19 protein-coding genes and 4 pseudogenes are annotated in these 20,098 nt (G+C 69.2%); 7 read left to right on the top strand and 16 right to left on the bottom strand.

Annotated features, from left to right (window positions below; all coding sequences use genetic code 11):
- Positions 1-12 precede the first annotated feature (12 nt).
- The 7 genes from ABS361_06310 to ABS361_06280 all read right to left on the bottom strand — a co-directional run bounded on the left by ABS361_06310 (position 13) and on the right by ABS361_06280 (position 6,638).
- Positions 13-963, bottom strand: a complete 951-nt coding sequence (locus ABS361_06310) for a poly(3-hydroxybutyrate) depolymerase (GenBank protein ID XBY45862.1) — start codon at positions 961-963, stop codon at positions 13-15.
- 5 nt (positions 964-968) lie between these two features.
- Entirely contained in the window at positions 969-2,114 is a 1,146-nt protein-coding gene (locus ABS361_06305) for an OpgC domain-containing protein (protein XBY45861.1), read from the bottom strand.
- Positions 2,104-3,744 carry a thiamine pyrophosphate-binding protein gene (locus ABS361_06300; protein XBY45860.1) on the bottom strand — a complete coding sequence of 547 codons (1,641 nt, stop codon included), beginning with the start codon at positions 3,742-3,744 and terminating at the stop codon, positions 2,104-2,106. The genes ABS361_06305 and ABS361_06300 overlap by 11 nt, the downstream gene beginning before the upstream one ends.
- Positions 3,734-4,213, bottom strand: a complete 480-nt coding sequence (locus ABS361_06295) for a hypothetical protein (GenBank protein XBY46828.1) — start codon at positions 4,211-4,213, stop codon at positions 3,734-3,736. The genes ABS361_06300 and ABS361_06295 overlap by 11 nt, the downstream gene beginning before the upstream one ends.
- Before the next feature lie 61 nt (positions 4,214-4,274).
- Complete coding sequence (locus ABS361_06290; GenBank protein XBY45859.1) at positions 4,275-5,615, bottom strand: tetratricopeptide repeat protein; 1,341 nt, start codon at positions 5,613-5,615, stop codon at positions 4,275-4,277.
- A 3-nt stretch (positions 5,616-5,618) separates the two neighbouring features.
- The gene (locus ABS361_06285; GenBank protein XBY45858.1) at positions 5,619-5,864 is read right to left on the bottom strand and encodes a zf-HC2 domain-containing protein; all 246 of its coding nucleotides are present in this window, start codon (positions 5,862-5,864) and stop codon (positions 5,619-5,621) included.
- 84 nt (positions 5,865-5,948) lie between these two features.
- Positions 5,949-6,638 carry an RNA polymerase sigma factor gene (locus ABS361_06280; GenBank protein XBY45857.1) on the bottom strand — a complete coding sequence of 230 codons (690 nt, stop codon included), beginning with the start codon at positions 6,636-6,638 and terminating at the stop codon, positions 5,949-5,951.
- Positions 6,639-6,880: 242 nt separating this feature from the next.
- Here ABS361_06280 and ABS361_06275 point away from each other — a divergent pair, with 242 nt between their 5' ends.
- The 3 genes from ABS361_06275 to ABS361_06265 all read left to right on the top strand — a co-directional run bounded on the left by ABS361_06275 (position 6,881) and on the right by ABS361_06265 (position 8,638).
- Entirely contained in the window at positions 6,881-7,330 is a 450-nt protein-coding gene (locus ABS361_06275) for a hypothetical protein (GenBank protein ID XBY45856.1), read from the top strand.
- A gap of 112 nt (positions 7,331-7,442) precedes the next feature.
- A complete protein-coding gene (locus tag ABS361_06270; protein XBY45855.1) occupies positions 7,443-7,937 on the top strand; it encodes a hypothetical protein in 495 nt (164 codons plus the stop codon).
- Entirely contained in the window at positions 7,934-8,638 is a 705-nt protein-coding gene (locus ABS361_06265; protein ID XBY45854.1) for an SCO family protein, read from the top strand. Before ABS361_06270 ends, ABS361_06265 begins: the two co-directional genes overlap by 4 nt.
- A 35-nt stretch (positions 8,639-8,673) precedes the next feature.
- On the opposite strand, the gene ABS361_06260 is transcribed toward ABS361_06265, so the two are convergent.
- Positions 8,674-9,330 carry a pyridoxamine 5'-phosphate oxidase family protein gene (locus ABS361_06260; GenBank protein XBY45853.1) on the bottom strand — a complete coding sequence of 219 codons (657 nt, stop codon included), beginning with the start codon at positions 9,328-9,330 and terminating at the stop codon, positions 8,674-8,676.
- Positions 9,331-9,425: 95 nt separating this feature from the next.
- A complete protein-coding gene (locus ABS361_06255; protein ID XBY45852.1) occupies positions 9,426-9,977 on the bottom strand; it encodes a carboxymuconolactone decarboxylase family protein in 552 nt (183 codons plus the stop codon).
- 121 nt (positions 9,978-10,098) lie between these two features.
- Here ABS361_06255 and ABS361_06250 point away from each other — a divergent pair, with 121 nt between their 5' ends.
- A complete protein-coding gene (locus ABS361_06250; GenBank protein ID XBY45851.1) occupies positions 10,099-10,998 on the top strand; it encodes a LysR family transcriptional regulator in 900 nt (299 codons plus the stop codon).
- A gap of 153 nt (positions 10,999-11,151) precedes the next feature.
- Here ABS361_06250 and ABS361_06245 read toward each other — a convergent pair whose 3' ends face one another.
- On the bottom strand, positions 11,152-11,610 hold the full coding sequence (locus ABS361_06245) for a YHS domain-containing (seleno)protein (GenBank protein XBY45850.1): 459 nt from the start codon (positions 11,608-11,610) through the stop codon (positions 11,152-11,154).
- Positions 11,611-11,677: 67 nt separating this feature from the next.
- A complete protein-coding gene (locus ABS361_06240; GenBank protein XBY45849.1) occupies positions 11,678-12,109 on the bottom strand; it encodes a helix-turn-helix domain-containing protein in 432 nt (143 codons plus the stop codon).
- Positions 12,110-12,243: 134 nt separating this feature from the next.
- On the opposite strand from ABS361_06240, the gene ABS361_06235 reads away from it, so the two are divergent.
- Complete coding sequence (locus ABS361_06235) at positions 12,244-13,233, top strand: zinc-binding dehydrogenase (GenBank protein XBY45848.1); 990 nt, start codon at positions 12,244-12,246, stop codon at positions 13,231-13,233.
- 60 nt (positions 13,234-13,293) lie between these two features.
- Here ABS361_06235 and ABS361_06230 read toward each other — a convergent pair whose 3' ends face one another.
- A complete protein-coding gene (locus ABS361_06230) occupies positions 13,294-13,842 on the bottom strand; it encodes a MarR family transcriptional regulator (GenBank protein XBY45847.1) in 549 nt (182 codons plus the stop codon).
- A 424-nt stretch (positions 13,843-14,266) separates the two neighbouring features.
- On the opposite strand from ABS361_06230, the gene ABS361_06225 reads away from it, so the two are divergent.
- Positions 14,267-15,142 (top strand): hypothetical protein, encoded by an 876-nt coding sequence (locus ABS361_06225; GenBank protein ID XBY45846.1) that lies wholly within the window; start codon positions 14,267-14,269, stop codon positions 15,140-15,142.
- Positions 15,143-15,156: 14 nt separating this feature from the next.
- Here ABS361_06225 and ABS361_06220 read toward each other — a convergent pair.
- The 3 pseudogenes from ABS361_06220 to ABS361_06210 all read right to left on the bottom strand — a co-directional run bounded on the left by ABS361_06220 (position 15,157) and on the right by ABS361_06210 (position 17,468).
- Positions 15,157-15,384, bottom strand: a pseudogene (locus ABS361_06220) (arginase family protein).
- A pseudogene (locus ABS361_06215) lies at positions 15,383-16,974 on the bottom strand (gamma-glutamyltransferase family protein). Before ABS361_06215 ends, ABS361_06220 begins: the two co-directional pseudogenes overlap by 2 nt.
- A 140-nt stretch (positions 16,975-17,114) precedes the next feature.
- Positions 17,115-17,468, bottom strand: a pseudogene (locus ABS361_06210) (transporter substrate-binding domain-containing protein).
- 220 nt (positions 17,469-17,688) lie between these two features.
- Between ABS361_06210 and ABS361_06205 the strand changes: the two are divergent.
- Positions 17,689-18,393, top strand: coding sequence for a GntR family transcriptional regulator (locus ABS361_06205; GenBank protein XBY45845.1), 705 nt, complete (start codon positions 17,689-17,691; stop codon positions 18,391-18,393).
- Between the two features lie 54 nt (positions 18,394-18,447).
- On the opposite strand, the pseudogene ABS361_06200 reads toward ABS361_06205, so the two are convergent.
- Positions 18,448-20,092 (bottom strand): annotated as a pseudogene (locus tag ABS361_06200) (urocanate hydratase).
- Between the last annotated feature and the right edge of the window lie 6 nt (positions 20,093-20,098).

Raw genomic sequence — 20,098 nt, 5'->3', positions numbered from 1 at the left:
GATTGGCGGTCTTCACGGCGCGGCCGGCGCTGACACGCGCCAGGGCACCGGAGGGGCAAGCAAGGTGTCGAGCGCGCCGGCGAGCCAGCCGGCGCGCACTTCGTGGCCGGCGTCGTGAACGCAGGCGAGGATCGGACCGCGATCGCAGCCGTCGGTCTCGATGCAGTCGATGCCGGCGACGATCCGGCGCACGCGCGGGGCCACCGGGCACGCCGCGCGGGCGCGGACGATGTCGAGGCTCAGGTACATGTCGCCCTGATGCCAGCGATCGCCGATCGCCCGGCCGGCGAGCGGAAAGGTCTGGTCGGCCGTGCCATGGAAATGGATCATCGGCGGCGGGGTCGTCGCGCAGTCGGCGGGTGCCGGCAGCGGATTCCAGAACACGCCCGAGAAGGTCACCGCGGCGGCGACCCGGTCGCCGGCGTGGCAGACCACGTGCCAGGCCGTGGAGGCGCCCTGCGAAAAGCCGCCGACGATCAGCCGATCGGCCGGCACGTGCCAACGACCGGTCAGATCGTCGAACACCTGACGGGCGAACGCGGTCTCGTCGCGGTCGTGGCGCACGGCATTGTCGTGCGACCACGTGCCGTTCAGCCCGTCCGGGGCGACGAAGGCGAGATGGTGGGCATGCGCCACCGCCACGAGATCGGTCGCGCCCATCTGCTCTGCAGCCGAACTGCGATAGCCATGGAAGAAGACATAGGCACCTTCGACGCGGCCGTCGGGCGGTAGCGCGATCCGGTAGGCGCCGAGCGGCACCGTGCACGCGACCTCGCCGCCGCAGGCCGGTCGCGACGCAGCCGCCGCGAAGGATGCCGGCTGCGGTCTTTCCGCGGCAAAGGCGAGATCCGACAGCATCGCCGCCAGAAACCCGGCCGTGATCACGGCCGCCACTTTCAGGGCTCGGGGCAGCCGCACCGACAGGGTCGGCCGCCAGAACGTCGCCGTCGAAGCCAGGGACATGGCTTTCACGCCTTCCACGGTGCGGACTTGAACCATGCGGCCGTGAAGGCGACCGCGGTGAGGACGGCGAGACCTGCGATGTTCACCGCCGCGACCGCCGCGACGTCGGTCCGGCCGGTCAGGTCCAGCGCGACGCCGAGGATCTGGGCGAGCACGATGCTCGACGCAAACACCGCCAGCGACTGCTGGCCGACCGTGCGCACTACGCCGGCGAACCGCGCATGCAACAGCCGGCTCGTCGGCGGCACGAAGTGGTAGGCGAGATAGGCGATCGCGGCGAAGTGCAGCGGCCGGAGCACGGCGAAGCGCGTCTTGTCGGTGATCGGCTCGAGCGCCTCGAACACGGCGCCGAAGAAGTCCGAACCGTCGACGATTCCCTTCCACGCGAAGGGGATCGACCCGACCAGGAAGACGCCCGCCGCCACGAGCAGCGCCCGGCTCCGCGGCGGCGCCGGGATCGCGCCGCGCTTGAGGAAGAAGCCGGTGTAGAACAGCACCTGCCAGGCGAACGGGTTGAAGAACCAGTTCTGCTGTTCGCCGCCCTCGCCCGGCAGGTCGAGCGCGCCGGTCTGGACCGCGAGCCAGAGCGCGGCCGAAACGGCGATCGGCAGCTTGCGATCGAGCTTCTCGAGCGCCAGCATGACCGGCATCATCGCGAGCAGGACCAGATACATCGGCAGGATGTCGAAGTAGTTCGGCACCCAGACGAGCGCCAGGAACTGCGCGATCGCCGCACCCGGGCTCGCTGTCAGAAAGTCGAGATTGCGGTCGTGCAGGTAGGAGATGCCGCCCGGCATCGTTCCGGCGGCCGCGAGCACCGCGACGCCGGCCACGAATACCCCGACATGCACCCAGTAGACCTGCCAGATCCGGAAGGCGACCCGCGCCAGCCCGAGCCAGAAACCGCGGCGGTCGAAGGTCGAGCCGAACGCGATCGCCGAGGCTATGCCCGACAGGAACACGAAGATCTCGGTGGAATCGCTGAACCCGAACCGCGGCGGGATCCAGAAGTCCCAGGGGTCGAGCGGAATGTGCGCGATCAGGATCACGTACATGCCGTAGCCGCGGAAGAAATCGAGCCGCGGGTCGCGGACCCGCGCTTTCGCGGGCGCCGCGACCGTCACCGCCGGCACCACGGCGTCAGAACGCACCGTCATATTCATGGGACGAGAACCGGCAGGCGATGAGGGAGAAGACCGGGCGGGACGCCGCGGCGACGAATTCGCGTTCGAGATCGGGAAGCGTCTCGACATTGACGCCATGACCGCCGAACGCCTCGGCGATGCGGGCGAAGTCGGTCTCGCCGAGCGTGACGCCGGCCCGCGGCAACCGCGCCGCGGCCTGTTTCAGCTCGATCAGCGCGAGACTCTGGTCCTGGAACACCACGACCGTCACCTGCAGGCCGCTGTCGCGCAGCGTGGCGAGCTCGCCGAGGCCCATTTCGAGGCCGCCGTCGCCGAGCACGGCGACCACGCGCCGCCCCGGCACCGCGATCTTGGCACCGATCGCGGTCGGCAGCGCCGTCGCCATGGTGCAGAACCCGGCCGACTGGACGAGCGACAGCGGCCGCCGCGCGACCCACTTCTGCGACAGCAGAATCCGGTGCGCGCCGCTGTCGACGGTGACCAGATCCTCCGGCCCGACATGGGCCTGCAGCGCGTCGATGATCGCGTGCGGGCCGAAGCCCGGCGGCGAGGCGAAACGCTCGGCGAGCGCGGTGCGGATCGAGGCGACCACGCTCGGCGGCCAACCCTCATGGCTGTCCAGCGCCTCGGCGAGCGCAAAGGCGGTCGCGCCGCATTCGGCCTCGATCCTGAGGCTGGGGAAGTACATGCCGTGATCGATCGGCACCGGCGTGATGTCGACCACCTGGTCCTGCAAGCCCGGCACATCGAGCCAGCCGGCACGCATCTCGATCGGGTCGTAGCCGAAGGTCAGCACGAGATCGGACTGCCGCACGGCCCCCTGCAGGATGTGATCGGCCGCCGGCGACAGGCCGGCGCCGCCGAGCGCGAGCGGATGATCCTCGCGGATCACGCCCTTGGCCTTGTAGGTGGTCACGACCGGCGCTCCGAGCCGCTCGGCGAGCCGCACGATGCCGGTCGAGCGCGGACAACGCGCCGCGGTGAAGCCGGCGAGGATCAGCGGCCGACGGCTGTTGGCGAGCCGTGCCGCGAGCGCCTCGATCGCCGGATCACGCGGCGACGGCACAGGCCGCTTGACCAGGACAGGGCCCGGCACCGCCGTATCGCCGGCAGCCGCGGCGGCGACGCCCGGCGCGAGATCGAGATGCACCGGGCCGCAGAGACCGGCGGTCGCAAGCCCGATCGCGCGGGCGACGGTCGCGCCCGGCGCGGCCGCGTCGATCTCGAAGCTCGCCTTCACGAACGGCCGGAGCATCGCCGCGTGATCGACCACCTGATGCGTGAACCGACCGCGCAAGGCGCGATCGACCACGCCGGAGAGCACGATCAGCGGCACCCGCTCCTGCGAGGCATCCGCAATGCCGTCGATCGCATTGGCGAGCCCCGGTCCGATCGTGGTGAGAAGGAGCGGCGGCCGGCCGGTCGCGAGCCAGGATCCCGCCGCCATCGCCGCCGCGGCGGTCTCGTGCCGCGCCAGCGTGAAGGCGATGCCGACCCGCCCGAGCGCATCGAGGATCTCGACCACCTCGCCGCCCGGCATGCCGAAGGCATGGCGCACACCCTGCGCGGCAAGCGCTGCCGCGACCACATCGGCCGTGCGGACGAGGCCGACCATCCGCCCCGGCTCAGCGTTCATCGGTCCGCTCCCGGAACGCGACGACGAACGCGACCACGAGGCCGAACAGAATGTGGCCGCCGAGCGAGGCGAAGGCGATCGGCTCGAAGCCGAGGAACGGTTCGAGGCCGGCGAAGAGATGCGCCATCACATAGAGAGCGAACACCCAGAGCCCGACTCCGAAGCCGGCGCCGGTCAGGACCAGCGGCAGGCTCGGCAGGATGAGCCGCTGCAGCGGCCGGGCGATGTAGAGATAGCCGATCGGATAGGCGAAGACGCCGACCGCGCCATGGATCACCTCGGCCAGGAACCGGCTCTGGAGCCCGAACACCGACTGGACCAGCGCCGCCGGTTCGAGCGGCCCGCCGACCAGGAGCGGCGTGATCAGCCGCGCCCAGATCTCCCAGGACGCGTCGGCCGCGACGCCGGCGAGCACGGCTGTGATCGCGAGACGCGCATCGAAGGTCGGCAACAGGTTCGGCCGGGCCATCTGCCCCGGCATGTCATGCATCGCGGACATCGAAAATCTCCGTATTCTGAAAAGGTTCGGATCAGAAGTTCACACCGGCGGACCGTCCCGCCCGCGCACGGCGGTCGACGGCGGCGATCAGGTGGTCCTCCGCCTTGAGGCGGTGGCGCGTCATGTGGATGCTGGCCCGCGCCCGCTCGTCGCCCTGACGCGACGCGATCTCGGCGAGGTGGAGCATGAAGAGGTCGCGCTGCGCGTTGCTGCCGCCGATCCGCGGCAGGTCGAGCGCCAGCCGGTCGAGCGCTTCAGTGCCGCCGCGATTGCCGAGCCCGGCGATGATGCGGGCGACCGGCAGGCCGACGGCCCGCGCCACCTCGGCCTGGTCGCCCATGCTGGCGGCCTTGGCCTCCAGCGTCGCGATCAGGTCGAGCACCCCGTCGGCGTCCTCGAGCGCGACCAACGCCACCAGCGTGTGCAGCATGGCGAAGATCAGTGTCGAATCCGTCCGGCGCCGCCGCGCGATCTCGGCGAGATCCGACCAGCGCTCGCCGACATCGACGCCCGAGCGATCGAGCCGCCAGAGCAGCGACACCGCATTGGCCATGTCGCGGAAATCGTCGGTCTGCCGCGGCCGGACCTCGGCGTCGTAGAGGTCGAGCACCCGGTCGTGCTCGCCGCACTCGAGGCGCATCAGCGCGATGTGCCAGGCCATGTGGAACGAGAAATTGTTGCAGCGCGACCAGTGCCGGCGTCCGGCTTCGAGCCATTCGATGCCCTGCCGCGTCTCGCCGCGCATCTCGAACACATGGGCGACCGCGTGCAGCCCCCAGGAATCGTCCGGCTGGAGCGCGACCGCGCGGCGGCCGTAGTGCTCCGCCGCCTCGTACTGGCCATGTTCCTCGAGCGCGAAGGCGTGACAGCCAAGCAGGAAACCGGCGGCCGGATTGGCCTCGTCCCAGCCGGACAGCATGCGCTCCGAGGCGCGCAGCATGCCGGCGCCGTCGCCGGCCATGAAGCGCAGCGCATGCGCGAGCTTGAACGGCAGGAACACCGCCGGCCGGTCGATGAAGCCATTGTCGAGGATGTCGATCGCCCGCCGGAAGCTGCCGTCGACCGCGGCGCGCAAGGCCCGGACGAGGATCCGCTCGTCGCGCGTGCCGCCGTCCCTGAGGCCGAGCGCCCGCTCCGCCTCGACGCAAGCCGCCGCGGCCGGCGGTTCGAGCTCCTCGCGGGCAAGGATCAGGTTGGCGAAGCCCCTCAGAGCCAGCGCCGGCACATTGAGCGGATCGGCGGCGAGGCTGCGGCCGAGCGCGGCACCGACATTCGGCCCGTGAGCGCCGACCCCGTGGACCGCTTCTTCAAACGCGGCGCGCGCGTTCGCATCCTCGACCGAAGAGTCGAGGCCGAAAATGTCATGGCTCATGTGTCACGCCCCCTGGTCGGGCTCGGTGTTGGAACGATCACCGAGTCCGAGCGCCGCAAGGGCCGCATCGGGGGATTCCGCGCGGAAGCTCGCCGCCGCCAGCCGACGGACCGCACGAAGACCACGCATATAGCGTCGGCAGTTCGTACAGGCCGTCAGATGCAGCGCCACCGCGGCGAGCGAGGCCATCGACCCTTCGCGGTCGATGTAGGCGTTCGCCCGGTCGGGGATGTCACGGCACTGAAGCATGGGTTCGCGTCTCACAGCTTGTTCGGACCGGTGGGTCTGCCCGTGGGAGTCGCCGGCCCCGCCCGATGTTACCCGGTATGCTGTTCACGATTTCGCGAGCGCCATCCCGCCCTGCGGTTCGCGCGACAGTGTCGCTTCGACGAAGTTGCGCAGCTTGGAGCGGGCGCGGTGCAGGAGCACCCGCTGGTTCTCGGCCGAGATCGACAGCGCCGTGCAGGTCTCCTCGGCGCTCAACCCCTCGACATCGCGCATGAGTACGACGGCGCGCTGTCCGTCGGGCAGCGTCTCGATGAAGTCCTTGACCGTGCGCCAGAGCTGCCGGCCGACCACAATCCGCTCGGGGTCGAGCCCGTCGAGCTCGGCCGGCGGCGTCGCCCAGTGACCGTCGGCGGCGAAGCGCGAGGCCTCGACCACCGGCTCGCCGCTCTCCAGCGACCCGTCGATGTCGAGCTGGACGAAGCGCTTCTCCTTGCGCAGCGCGGTCTTCGCCTTGTTCATGAGGATCGCGATGATCCAAGTCGACAGCGCCGCCCGCCCGTCGAAGCGGTCGATGTTGGCCATGACCGCGATCCACGTTTCCTGCGCGACATCCTCGGCCAGCGCCCGGTTCTTCACGATCGTGCCGGCGAGACCGACGAGCGCGCCGTGGTGCTTGGCGACCAGATCGCGCAGCGCCGCCGGCTCCTTGGCCTTGAGCCGGTCGACGAAGGCGCGATCGAGCATGATGCGCGCGCCGAAGCCCGCCGCAGCGAACCAGAAGGAAAACGAAAGCATCAACCTGTCCCCCGCACGTCTCTCGCAGGCCCGCGTCCCCACACGCGAGCCCCGAGCCGACATTGCAATACCGCCGCGTCAGTCAAAACCGATGACGCACCGTGTAACGAACCGGCGCAAGCCGAAACTAAAGAGTAGGTGATCGCCCGCAATCCGCGATCGCCGCGGCGTGATCGCGGACCCGGAGCCGAACCCGGCCGGCCGGACGGCGCGCCGCCCCGTCCACCGAACCGGAGGCCGCGATGTTCCGCCGTATCGTGCTTTCCACGTCCCTGATCCTGTCGGGCTTCGCGCTCGGCGTCAGTCCCTCGCCGGCCGCCGCCGAGACCAAGGCCGGCCAGCGCGTCACCGTAGAAGGCGAACTGGTCGATACCTGGTGCTCGGTCACCGGCATCATGTTCGCCACCGGCACCGCCCATCACCAATGCGCGATCTGGTGCGCCGTCGGCGGCATCCCGGTCAGCATCAAGGACAAGGACGACAAGACCTATCTCGTCCTCAGGGTCGGCGACGACGACGTTTCGGTCGCCAATCCGAAGATCGTCAAGATCCAGACCCACCAGGTGACCGTCGACGGCGAGCTGATCGAGCGCGACGGCGTCCGCTACCTGCTCGTCGACAAGGTCGCCGACGACAAGGGCATCGTGAACCTGACCCATGACGACAACGGCATCGTGCCGTTCGGGGAGTGAGCCGATGACACGCGACTTCGCAAGGATCGGCCGCCGGCCGCAAAACGCCGCGAGCACGCCGGCGCTCGACGCTCCGAGAGTGCTCTCCGCCCCCCGTACGATAACGACCGCCGTGCTCGCGAGCGCGCTCGCCGTGTTCGCAGCGCCCCGCGCCCAGGGCGCGGAGAGCTGGGGCATCGAGGGCGAGCGCGCCGCGATCGTGAAGGGCAAGGTCGTCGATCTCCTGTGCGAGATCTCCGGCCGCTGCGCCCCGGACTGCGGCGGCGGCACCCGCCAGCTCGGCCTCATCGACGCCGACGGCAAGCTCCTGCCGGCCGCGAAGAGCAACACGCTGTTCGCCGGCGCGGTCGTCGACCTCCTGCCGTTCTGCGGCAAGACCGTCGAGGCCGATGCGCTGGTCATCGAGAGCCCGCGCATGCGTCTGCTGTTCGTGCAGAAGCTGAAGGGTCCGGGCGACAAGGAGTTCAAGGCTGCCGAGGCCTTTGGCGACCAATGGACGAAGAAGCATGGCAAGGCGGACGAATGGTTCCGCAAGGATCCGGACGTGAAGACCGTGATCGCCGCCGACGGCGTGTTCGGCATCAAGGGACTGGAGCCGGCGAAATGACCAAACGGTCCCGCCTTCGCAGCCTCGCCGGCCCGCTCGCGCTCGGCCTTCTCGCCGCGAGCCTCTTGGCGGCCCCGGGCGCCCGCGCCCACGGGCCGGGCCACGATCATCACGGCGCGGCGGCAGAGGATCCGGCCGCGGCCGCCGCGGCGGCGCCGTCCAGCCCGGCCGATCCGCTCGCCGGTCGCTTCGGCGGTCCGTTCGAACTGGTCGACCAGGACGGCAAGACCGTCACCGACCGCGACTTCCGCGGCCGGTTCATGCTGGTCTATTTCGGCTACACGCATTGCGTCGACGTCTGCCCGCTCGATCTCACGCTCCACGGCGCGGCGATCGACAAGCTCGGCGCCGACGCAAGCAAGGTCGTGTCGATCTTCGTGACGGTCGATCCAGCACGCGACACGCCGGCGGTGCTGAAGGAGTTCCTCTCCGGCTTCCGGACCGGCACGGTCGGCCTGACCGGACCGGATGCCGCGATCGCCAAGATGGCGGCGGCCTACAAGGTCCACCGCCGCAAGCTGCCGCTCGACAGTCCCGAGGCGGCGCCGCTGCGCAACGTGGCCGGCGCCTACATCGTCGACCACGGCACGCTGACCTTCCTCATGCGGCCGGACGGCAGCTTCGCGACGCTGATCCCACACACCGACGACCCGGAGGCGCTGGCGCGCCTCCTGCAACGATACGTCCGACCGGTGTCGTGACGGCCGGACCACGGGACGCGCGGCGGCGATCGGTTTCATGACCGCCCGCCACGCGTTGGCCCACCGCCCGTCGGACCGCCCCGCAAACGGTCGTTTTCCTGCTCGAGCCAGGCGATCCGCTCGCGCAGGTCGCGGACCACCTCCGCGACCTGCGCGGCGTCGATCTTGACCGGGATGTACTTCGGGCAGTTGACGTCCCAGGCGACCACATCGAACAGCACGATCCGCTCGACCGTCCGGTCGTCGGCGGCGATGTCGAGCGGCCCGGCGAAGGCGGCGACGTCGTCGCTGAACCGCGCCTCGCCCCAGATCTTGATGCGCGCTCGCGCCTCGTAATCCATCAGGAACAGGAACGCCTTGGGATTGTCGGCGAGATTGCCGGTCGAAATGTACTGGCGATTGCCGCGCCGGTCGGCGAAGGCCAGCGTGCGCGGTCCAACGACCCGGATGAAGCCGCGCGGGCCGCCGCGATGCTGGATGTAGGGCTGGCCGTCGGCATTGGCCGTACCGAGATAGGCCGTGTCGATACGGGAGAGAAAATCGACCGGGAACTCGGCTAGGCCGGTCTGGAAGCCGCCGGCCTCCTCGAAACGGGCATAGTGCGCGCGCGAGCCGCGCCGGCTCTGCTCGGCCTTGACCGAGGGCGTGAAGGCCACATCGCTCGGGCGGAAGGGGTGAGATCGTTGGCTCATGGCAAGTCTCCGGAGCGGGAGCGGCTCGGGTCCCGTGGGAACGACGGGGCGGCGACCGATGGCCGCCGCCCCGCATCGTGACGCGGCGACCCGTCTCAGGCGGCGTGGACGGTGCCGGCCCGCACGACCGGGAAGTCGATCTCGGTCTCGGCGACGTTGTTGAGGTAGTTGGTGAGGATGTTCATCGCGACATGGGCGACGATCTCGACGATCGCGCCGTCATCGAGGCCCGCGGCCCGAACGCGGTTGACCTCGGCATCGCTGACGCGGCCCTTCGACAGCACGACCGTGCGGGCGAAGACCAGCGCGGCCTGCAGCTTCGGATCCTCCGACAGACCCTGGCGGGCGGCCGAGACCTGGGCCTCGCCGAGGCCGAGGTTCTTGCCGATCGCGGTGTGGGCCGACAGGCAGTAGTCGCAGCCGTTCATCTCGGCGACGGTGATCGCGATCGCCTCGCGCGACCGGGCCGGCAGGCGGCCGCCGCTCAGCGCACCGTTGAGGCCGAGCACGCCTTCCAGCGCCGCCGGGGCGTTGGCGAGCACGCGGAACAGGTTCGGCGTCAGACCGAGGCTCTTCTGCACGGCGCCGAGCAGATCGCCGGCCTTGCCCTGAACGGCGGCGGGGTCGAGGGCGGGAATACGGGACATGTTGTTCTCCATTGTCTGGGTGCCCCGTCGCGGGCCCCTGGAGATAAGCCGGTTCGCCGTTGCGCAGAACGGCGATACTGTGCAAGAGATTGTTTCATTAAATGCAATGACAGGAGCGGCCATGGACAGGATCGATGCGATGCGGGCCTTCGTGCTGGCGGTCGACGGCGGCGGGCTCGCGACCGCTGCCCGCCGGCTCGGCCGCTCTCCGGCCGCGGTGACGCGCGCCATCGCCTTTCTCGAGGAGCAGGTCGGCACCCGGCTCTTGCGCCGAACGACGCGCAGTTCGAGCCCGACCGAGGCCGGCGAACGCTTCCTGGAGAGCTGCCGGCGCATCCTGGCCGACTTCGACGAGGCCCATGCACTCGCAGCCGGCGAAAAGTCGGTGCCGCGCGGTATTCTGACCGTGACGGCGCCGGCCGTATTCGGCCGCCGTCATGTCCGCCCGGTCATCGACGCCTTTCTCGACGCGCACCAGACCGTGCAGGCGAAGCTGCTGCTGCTCGATCGGGTGGTCAACCTCGTCGACGAAGGCATCGACGTCGCGCTGCGCATCGGCCACCTGCCCGACTCGACCCTGATCGCCACCAAGGTCGGCCGGATCAGGCGCGTGGTCTGCGCCTCGCCGGACTTCCTCGCGCACGCACCGGCGATCGAGCGGCCGGAGGATCTGACCACCGTGCCGTGCATCGCCTTCGGCCAGATCGCGGATGGCCAGACCTGGGGCTTTCCCGCGCCGCAAGGCCGGGCCCAGGTGCCGATCCGCACCCGTCTCGCCGTCAACAGCGCCGAAGCGGCGATCGATTCCGCGCTCGAGGGCAAGGGCGTGACCTGCGTGCTGTCCTACCAGATCGCCGACCACGTCCGGTCCGGACGGCTGGTCGTGCTGCTGCGCGACTTCGAGCCGCCGGAGATGCCGGTGCATCTCGTCTACCCCGAAGCGCGACTCGCGGCCGCCAAGGTGCGCGCCTTCGTCGACTTCGCGGTGCCGCGACTGCGCGAGGCCCCGCTCTACGAATGAGCCCCGAAACGGACGACGCCCCGGACCCGTCCCGGAGAGGTCGGGACGGAAGCCGGGACGTCGCAGGTGGGCAGGATCGCCGGCCCGCAGCACGTCGCGCAGGCGCAACGCGTTGCACAGACGCTGGGCGACGGCCCTGCCGATCGATGCCGATCAGCGGTAGACCTTGTCCTGGCCCTTGACGCTCGACCAGTTGCGATCGGCCGCGACGCTGAGCTCGCCGAACTTCTCAGAGAAGACCTGGTTCTTGGCCTCGCTGAAGTTCAGGTAGAGCTTGCCCCCGCGCACCACATAGGCATGCGGATCGACGTCGGCCTTGGCGCCATTGGCGGCCGCGAAGGCGCAGAAGCCGCCGTACTGCGGCACATACTTCTCCGGATCCTTCTCGAACGACGCCTTGTTCTCGGCGCTCGCGAACTCGTAAGTCGCGCCCTTGTAGGTGGCGACGATGCCCGGATCGCCCTTGAGCGGCTTTTTCTGCACGAAATAGGCGACCGGATCGAAGCCGTGGATGGCGACGCCGTCGATGAGGTTCTGGGCATCGCCCGCGAAGGCCGGCACCGCGGCGCCGACCAGGACGGCAGCAGCGAGGACGTAGGCAAAGGGTTTCATGGTGGCGCTCCTTATTTTAAGTGCGTGTTGCACGCATATATCTAAGCGATCGCCGCGCAACGACCAGTCAAGTTGCCGTGAGCGGAGCCGTGGCCGCGTGCGTCTCTACGTGTGCGCCCTCCACGCGGTCGGTGATCGAAACCCGGGCGCAATCGGCGAGCCGGTCGAGTTCGTCGAGTTCGGCGGCATGCCGCCGACCCCACTCGCAGAGGGCGGCGAGCACCGGCGCGAGGCTCTGCCCGAGCTCGGTCGCCGCGTAATCGACGCGCGGCGGCACCTGCGCGAACACGGTCCGCCGCACGATCCGATGCGCCTCCATCTCCCGCAGCTGCTGGATCAGCACCTTCTGCGAGATCGCCGGCATCAGCCGGTTCAGCTCCGACAGTCTGAGCGGTCCGGACAACAGATGATAGAGAATGACCGGCTTCCAACGCCCGGAGATCACCCTCAACGCCCGTTCCGCCGGCAAGGCGGGAAGATCTTTCATCACGGTGTTCATGCACACCTCCCGGTCAGTATGGGAGAAACTTGTCTGTATCGCCGTCTGGACTTCCTCTGGCAGGAACCCCGCACGCATCGAAGCCGACTTTCACTTAGCCCCCCAGAACCCAATTCGATGCATCGGAGATCGCCATGAAGGCCGTACAACTCTCGACATTCGGAGACCCCGACGTTCTGCAACTGGTCGACATACCGGTTCCCGCCGTCGCAGCCGGCGAGATCCGGATCCGGGTCGCCGCCTCGGGCGTGAACTTCGCCGAGACCGCCATGCGCCGGAACCGCTATGCGATGACCCCGCCGCTGCCGAGCGTGCTCGGCAGCGAGGTCGCCGGCACCGTCGAGGCGATCGGCCCCGGCGTCGAAGGCTTCACGGTCGGCGACCGGGTCGCGGCAGCGCTGTTCGCCGCCGGACGCCATTTCGGCGGCTATGCTGAGTTTGTCGTCTGCGAGGCGGCATTCGTGACAAGAATCCCGGCGACAATTTCATTCGAACAGGCCGTGGCGCTGATGGTGCAAGGTCTGACGGCCGCGTTGCTGGTCGAACGCGCCCCGGTCGCGGGCAAGATCGTGCTGATCTCGGCCGCGGCGGGCGGTGTCGGCAGCCTGCTCGTCCAACTCGCTCGTTCCGCCGGAGCGCAAAGCGTGATCGCGGCCGCGAGCACGGCAGAGAAGCGGGACTTCGCCCGCACGCTCGGCGCCGACGCGACCATCGACTACACCGCCCCCGACTGGCCGCAGGCCCTTGCCGGGCTGACGGGCGGCCACGGCGCGGATGTGATCTTCGAGTCCGTTGGCGGCGCGGTGACCCGGCAGGCGCTGACGGCGCTGGCTCCGCTCGGGCAGATCGTCCTCTACGGTTCGCTGAACATTCTCGACTTCGAGCTCGGCGTGCCGGACCTGCTCGGCCTGATCTTCCGCAACCAGAGCCTCACCGGCTTCGCCGCCGTGCCGTTGCTCAGCGCCGAAACGCTGCGCCAGAGCCTCGACAATCTGTTCGCCGCGGTCGCTAGCGGCCGCCTCAAGGTAACGATCGGCGGCACCTATCCGCTGGCGCAGGCAGCCGAGGCGCATCGCGCACTGGAGGCGCGCGAGACGCGTGGCAAGATCGTGCTGGTGCCCTGAACGACCGGAAATTCCCGCTGGCGCGGTGCATTCTCCGGGTATCGGGCAAGCGCGCGCCGCTCAGACCCGGTCCGTGGCCTTCAGCACCATCGCGCGGCCATGGACCGGGCAGCGGTCGGGCACGCAGACGGTCTCGTCGCAGAGCCGGCAGATATGGTCGGCGTCGCCGGCGGCATCGACCATCCCGCGCAGCAGGGTCTCGGTGATCCGCTCGAGATGCTGGAGGTCCGCCTCCGGCAGCATGTCGAGCACATCGCAGATCTGGCGGCAGCGCTCCGCGACGATGTCGCGGGCGCGCTCCCGCCCGCTCGTCGTCAGCTTCAGCGCGACCGAGCGCCGGTCGGTGCCGGTCTCGCTGGTCACCAGCCCGGCCGCCTCGAGCTTGTCGACCAGCCGGACGGTCGCCGTATGCGACAGGCCGAGCGCCTGGGCGAGCGTGTTGTTCGAGCAGCCGTCGTAGAAGCCGATCACGTTGAGTGCGGCCGACGACGACAGGGTCTCGTTCGGATGCCGCTTCGCGCTCTGTTCGGCGCGCTGCGTGACTTCGAGCGCGAGGGCGCCGAGCAGATTGGCAGTGCGCAGTCTCGCGGCGCGCTCGGCATCGGTCACGGTCTCGTCCCTCGATCTCATCCGCCGACCGGTCCGTCACGGCGGCTCTCTCCCTTCCCGCCGGATCGAGCCGCCGTCAAGCGGTGTGGACCGGAGATGAACCCACTGTGTCGGCCGACACCGGCACGGCACGGTCGGCGGACAAGATCCGGCCGCAGCCAGACGCTCGGGCTGCGCGCTCGCATTTTGCGCGCCGGCGGCTTCCGGACCACTTGCGTTTCCTCGTGGCCGACCTCCGCGGTCAGGTGCTTCCCGGTGCGGACCAGCGACGACGCGCGCTCCCGGATCTCGACCATGCGCTCGACACCGACGTGTTTCACAAAAAGAATATATATGCGCAATATGCGTCATACAGCGACGATTGTTGGAGTCGGCAGTCGTGCTAAAGCTCGCGCGGAACCATCGAGATCGAGGCAGAACGGCGATGCAGGGTACGGAACGCGCGCTCGCGTTGGGACCGGCGGTCGAAGCTCTCGCGCGCTCGGGCGCCCTGCCGCGCGTGGCGCAGTATCTCGCCCGCAGCTTCGTGGGCATTCACGAGTTGCGTCCGCGGCCGGCGGCCCTCTTCGCGACCCAGCAGCGCTGGCTGCTCTGCCACGCCGCGCTGGCGCACTATTTCCGGGCCGCCCGCGAGGGCCGGCCGTCGATCTCTCGGCAGGAGTTCTGGAAGCTGGCGGTTACGCATGGCATCGCCAGCCGCAATACCGCGATCGCCTTCTTCGAGGAGGTGGTCAAATATGCGATGGCGGCAAAGACCGCCGCCCGCGACGTGGTCGAGCCGACGCCCGAGATCCTGACCCTGGTCGGCCAATGGTACGCACTGCATCTGCAGGCATTCGACCTGATCGACGCTGGCGACCGCGCGACGCGCTTCATGGCCGGGCCGATGGAGATCCTGCCGCTGGCGCAGCCGATCGTCGCCGACCATCTGCTCAGCGACCCGCTGGTCCGGGTGCCGGGGCCGCACTATGCGATCTTCACCTGGGCCGACGCCGGCGGCCTGATCATGGACCGCCTCGTCGCCGGAGCGGATCTCGACGCGCCGCTGGACAGGGGCCGCTACCTGACCGACGTCGTCGCGATCACCCATCTCGCCGAGCACGTCCACCTGTCGCGCGCCCACACGAGCGGCAAGCTCGCCGCCGCGGAAGCGATCGGCGGCCTCGGCTGGACCGAGAAGCGCGGCCGGTCGCCGATCTGGATCTCACAGGCCTTCGTCGACGAATACGCCCGCGCACAGGCCCTGAAACTGGTCATCCTCGACCACGCGCTGACGCTCGCCCTCGCCGGCAGCGCCTGACCGCCCCCCGGCGGTCACCCGGCCGCTCCGATTAGGCACAGGATCTCGAACAGAACCTGCGCGGCGATCTGGGCCTTGCTGGTGGTCGGATCGTATTGCGGCGCGACCTCGACCACGTCGCCGCCGATCACGTCGAGACCGCCGAGGCCGCACAGGACGGTCAGCGCCTGCAGTGAGGTCAGCCCGCCGACCTCCGGCGTGCCGGTTCCGGGCGCAAAGGCCGGATCGAGGGAAGCGACGTCAGTAGCCCAGGGCCATGCCGTCCTTGCGGTGGTCGGAGGCGCCGACGAGCACGCCGCACGTCCAGTCGATCTCGATCGCCTGCGCCCCGCCGATCGCCCATTGCGGCGGCTTCACCGAGAAGCCGCGGCGTGTGAGCTGGGGGCCGAGATCGGCGCGGATCCGCGCCTCGGCCTCGATCGTGGCCGTCCCCGGCAGCGGGAACAGCCGCGGCAGGTCCATCGCGCTCTGCAGATCGAGGTGATGATCGTAGAGCCGCGACAGGAAATGGGCGTGGCCCATCGCCTGATAGTGGCCGCCCATCACGCCGAACGGCATCACGACCCGGTCTCCCTCGGCGACCATGCCGGGAATGATCGTGTGCATCGGCCGCTTGCCCGGACCGATCGCGTTCGGATGCCCGGCGACCAACGAGAAGCTCTGGCCGCGATTGTGGAACAGGACGCCCGAACGCGGCGCCATCAGGCCGCTGCCGTAGGGATGGAAGATCGAGTTGATGAAGCTGATCGCGGTCCGATCGCGATCGACGACCGCGATATAGACCGTGTCCTTGTGCTCGACCGTCTCGGCCACCGCCTGAGGCGGGCTCGCGCGTGCCGGATCGATGCTGGCGGCGAGCCGGTCGACGAAGGCCGGCGCCAGCAGATGCGCCGTCGCCGCGGCCGGTGTGCCGCCATCGGCGACATAGGCGTCGCGCGCGGCATAGGCGAGCCGGGTCGCCTCGACGAGGAATGAGTCTCGTCCGCATCCGCAGGATGGCGGCCGATCTCGAAACGCGACAGGATCGCCAGGATCAACAGCGCGACGATCCCCTGCCCGTTCGGCGGGATCTCGTAGACGGTACGGCCGCGATAGGTCGCGTGGATCGGCACGACATACTCGCCGACAGCCGAGGCGAAATCGGCCGCCTCGTGGAAGCCGCCGGCCTCACGCAACCGCGCCAGCATGTCGTCGGCGACCGGCCCGCGATAGAAGGCGTCGCGCCCGTCGCGGCCGATCGCCTCCAGCGTCTCGGCGAGCGCCGGCTGATGCTGGACATCGCCGACGGCGGGCGCCGCGCCATCAATGAGGAAGGTCGCGCGCGCGGCGGGATCGGCGGCGAGCAGACTGACCTGCTTGCCGAGATCGGCCGCCACGCGCGGCGTGATCGCATAGCCCTCGCGCGCGATCGCGACCGCCGGCGCCAGGATGTCGATCATCGGCATCCGGCCATGATCGGCATTGAGCCGGCACCAAGCGTCGACCGCGCCCGGCACGGTCACCGCATGCGGCGACGAGCGGCCGATCGTCTCGACCCCGGCGGCGCGCAGCCGGTCGAGCGTGAGCCCGGCCGGCGTCCGACCCGAGCCGTTGTATGCAATGATCTCGGTGCCGCCCCTCGGGGCGATCATCGCAAAGCAGTCGCCGCCGATGCCGGTCGAGCCGGCCTCGACCACGCATTGCACCGCGCAGGCCGCGATCGCCGCATCGACGGCATTGCCGCCCGCTTTCAGGATCTCGACCGCCGTCAGCGTCGCGGTCGGATGGGAGGTGGCGGCCATGCCGTTCCGGGCGACGGCGACCGAGCGCCCCGGCTGTTCGAAATCCCGCATGATGGTCTCCGCATGGGCCCTGCGTCGGCGACGACACCGGGCCGGATAGGCGTTCGTTCGAAGGAGGGTTGGCGCGCTCAGCGCGCCGCGTCGGTCTCGGCGGGCCAGGTCATCGTGTCGTCGAGCGCGCTCGATGCGCGCCGCGAGATCGCGGCGGATGTCGGCACGTAGGGCTCGCTAAAGGCGATCACCGCCAAACGCTTCTCGGTCACGATCATCGAGGCCATGATCGCGTCGAATGTCTTGGCGTTGAGCGACGGGATCAGCCCGTCCCAGTCCTGCGCGACGATGGTGCACTTCACCTTCATGCGGGCGCAGCGATCGTTGGCGAGATCGATCTCGAGCCCTTCGAGCTTGCCGCCCGGCCCGGTGAAGTTCCACGGCTCGTAAGCGCCTTCCGTGGCGATGGTGATCGCCGTCGGCTTGTCGTCGGCCGCCGCCGCGGTCATCCCGACAAACATGATTCCGAGGGCGCCAATCACATGTCTGAACATCAGAGCCTCTCGTCAACGGGCTGGGGCAGCGCGGCACCACAGGATCGGAAACCTCTTCCGATATCGATCCAACCTACTGGTACATAGTGATTTTTTGTGCCGTTTCTAAATGGATATAAAATTGTATCCAATATCGCATTCCACGACAAGCGCACTTGTGCCTTGATCGTGGGCAGCGATAATCAGAGGGCAACGGGCGAGCCCGGCAGGAGCATTGAGCGTGGCGAGAGCATTGACCCGGAAGGCGGCCGAAACCCCGTCGATTCGGCAGAAGACCTATCAGGAACTGAAGGATCTGATCCTGACCGGACAGTTGCGGCCGTCGGAGCGCATTTCCGAGAGCCGCCTCGCCGAGCGAATCGGCGTCAGCCGCACGCCGCTGCGCGAGGCGTTGATGAAGCTCGAAAAGGAAGGGCTGGTCGTCGGCCAGCGCAACGTCGGCTATTCGGTCGCCGATTTCGATCTGCAGACCATCTGCGATCTGCTCGTGGTGCGCGAGGCGCTCGACGTCAAGGCGGCCGAGATCGCCTGTGAGACCGCGACCGACGACGATCTCGCCCGCATCCGCGCCATCATCACCGAGATGGAAAAACTGACCGCGACGGCCTCGACACAGCCGGTCGAAGCCGTCAAGCAGCTCGAACTCGGGCTGCTGATCCACCGCGTGATCGCCGAGGCGACCCGCAACGTCGCGCTGATCCGGTTCATCGACCAGATCTACGAACAACTGCAAGTCGCCCTGCTTCTGGAAATCGTCTGGGTCGAACTCAGCGATCTGGCGATCACAGAGCACACGGCGATCGCCGAGGCGATCTATGCCCGCGATCCCGTGCGGGCGGCGGCCGCGGCGCGGGCGCATGTCCAGTCGAGCCTGGACAACCTGCGCAGGATCCAGAAGGTCTACGCGCTCCGCCGCGCCGGCTGAGCCCCTGGGTCACCTGCCCGGGTCCGTCCTCGCCTGTTCCGGCCGTCCCCGCGATCAGCGCAGGTCGAACCAGCCGATGCTCTTGGCGCGCGCCTCGTCGGCCGCCTCCTCGTAGCCCGCGTCGGCATAGCGCATGACACCAATCGAAGTGTCGTTGGTCAGCGCCGAGCTGAGCCGACGGTCGGCCGCATCGGTGCCGTCGGCGACCAGCGTGACGCCGGCCGAGGTCATGAACCCGGCATAGCCGCCGCCACCCGAATGCACCACGACCAGATCCGCCCGCGACGCGCACAGCGCCATCGCGTCGATCAGCGGCCAGTCGGCGATGGCGTCGGAACCGTCGCGCATGTTCTCGGTCATGATGTTCGGGTGCGCCATGGCACCGGCGTCGAGGTGATCGCGCGAGAAGGCGACCGGACCGGCGAGCGTGCCGTCGCGCACCATATTGTTGACGGCGATCGCCAATTCGGTGCGCACGCCGTGGCCGAGCCAGGCGATGCGCGCCGGCAGGCCTTCGAACGGCACGTTCTCGCGCGCGAGCCGGATCCAGTTGGTGACGATCCGGTTGTCCGGGAAACGCTCCAGCACGAGCTCGTCGATCTTCCTGATGTCCTCGGGATCGCCGGATAGCGCCATCCAGCGGAAGGGCCCGATCGCACGCGCGAACAGCGGCCTGAGATAGGCTTCCGTGAAGATCGGAATGTCGAAGGCGTTCGCGACGCCGCCGTCGCGGGCGTGGGTGCGGATCAGATTGCCGTTGTCGAACACCTCCGCGCCGGCCGCCTGGAAGGCGAGCATCGCGCGAACATGGTCGACGATCGACGCCCGGCTCTCGGCCATCAGCCGGGCCGGGTCGGTCTTGCGCAAGCTCCGCACCTCGTCGAGCGAAAAGCCCTTGGGGACGTAGCCGTAGACGAGGTCGTGCGCGGCGGTCTGGTCGGTGACGACATCGGGGACGATGCCGCGCCGGACGATCTCCGGATAGATCTCGGCGGCGTTGCCGATCACCGCGACCGACAGCGCCCGGCCCGCGCACTTTGCCTCGTCGATCATCGCGAGCGCGGCGTCGAGATCCGGCGCGACCGCATCGAGATAGCCGATCGCCCGGCGCTTCTCGGCGCGTTCCGGATCGACCTCGACGCACAGGATCGCCGCGCCCGCCATCCGGCCGGCGAGCGGCTGGGCGCCGCCCATGCCGCCGAGCCCCGCCGTCAGCACGAAGCGGCCGGCGAGCGTGCCGCCGTAGCGCTTTTCGGCGATGCGCATGAAGATCTCGTAAGTGCCCTGGATCACGCCCTGGCTGCCGATGTACTGCCAGGCGCCGGCGGTGAGCCCGCCCCAGCAGATCAGACCCTTTTTCTCCAGTTCGTAGAACACCTCCGCTTTGGCCCACTGCCCCACGATGTTGCAGTTGGCCATGATCACCAACGGCGCGTCGACATGCGTCTTGATGAGCCCGATCGGCTTGCCGGACTGGATCAGCAGCGTCTCGTCCTCGGCCATGGTCTTCAGCGTCTCGACGATGCGGTCGTGCGCGGCCCAGTTCCGCGCCGCCTTGCCGAGCGCGGCGTAGACGACGAGATCGTCCGGGTTCTCGCCGACCGACAGCACATTCTCGAGCAGCCGGAGCAGCGCCTCCTGGCGCCAGCCGCGCGCGCAGCGCCGGCCCGCCGGGCACGGGAAAACGGGCATTGGGCATCGGATC

The organism is Ancalomicrobiaceae bacterium S20 (assembly GCA_040269895.1).
GTDB classification, from domain to species: Bacteria; Pseudomonadota; Alphaproteobacteria; order Rhizobiales; family Ancalomicrobiaceae; genus Methyloraptor; species Methyloraptor flagellatus.
Note: the sequence above shows the minus strand (reverse complement) of the source record. Positions and strands in the feature narration are given on the sequence as shown.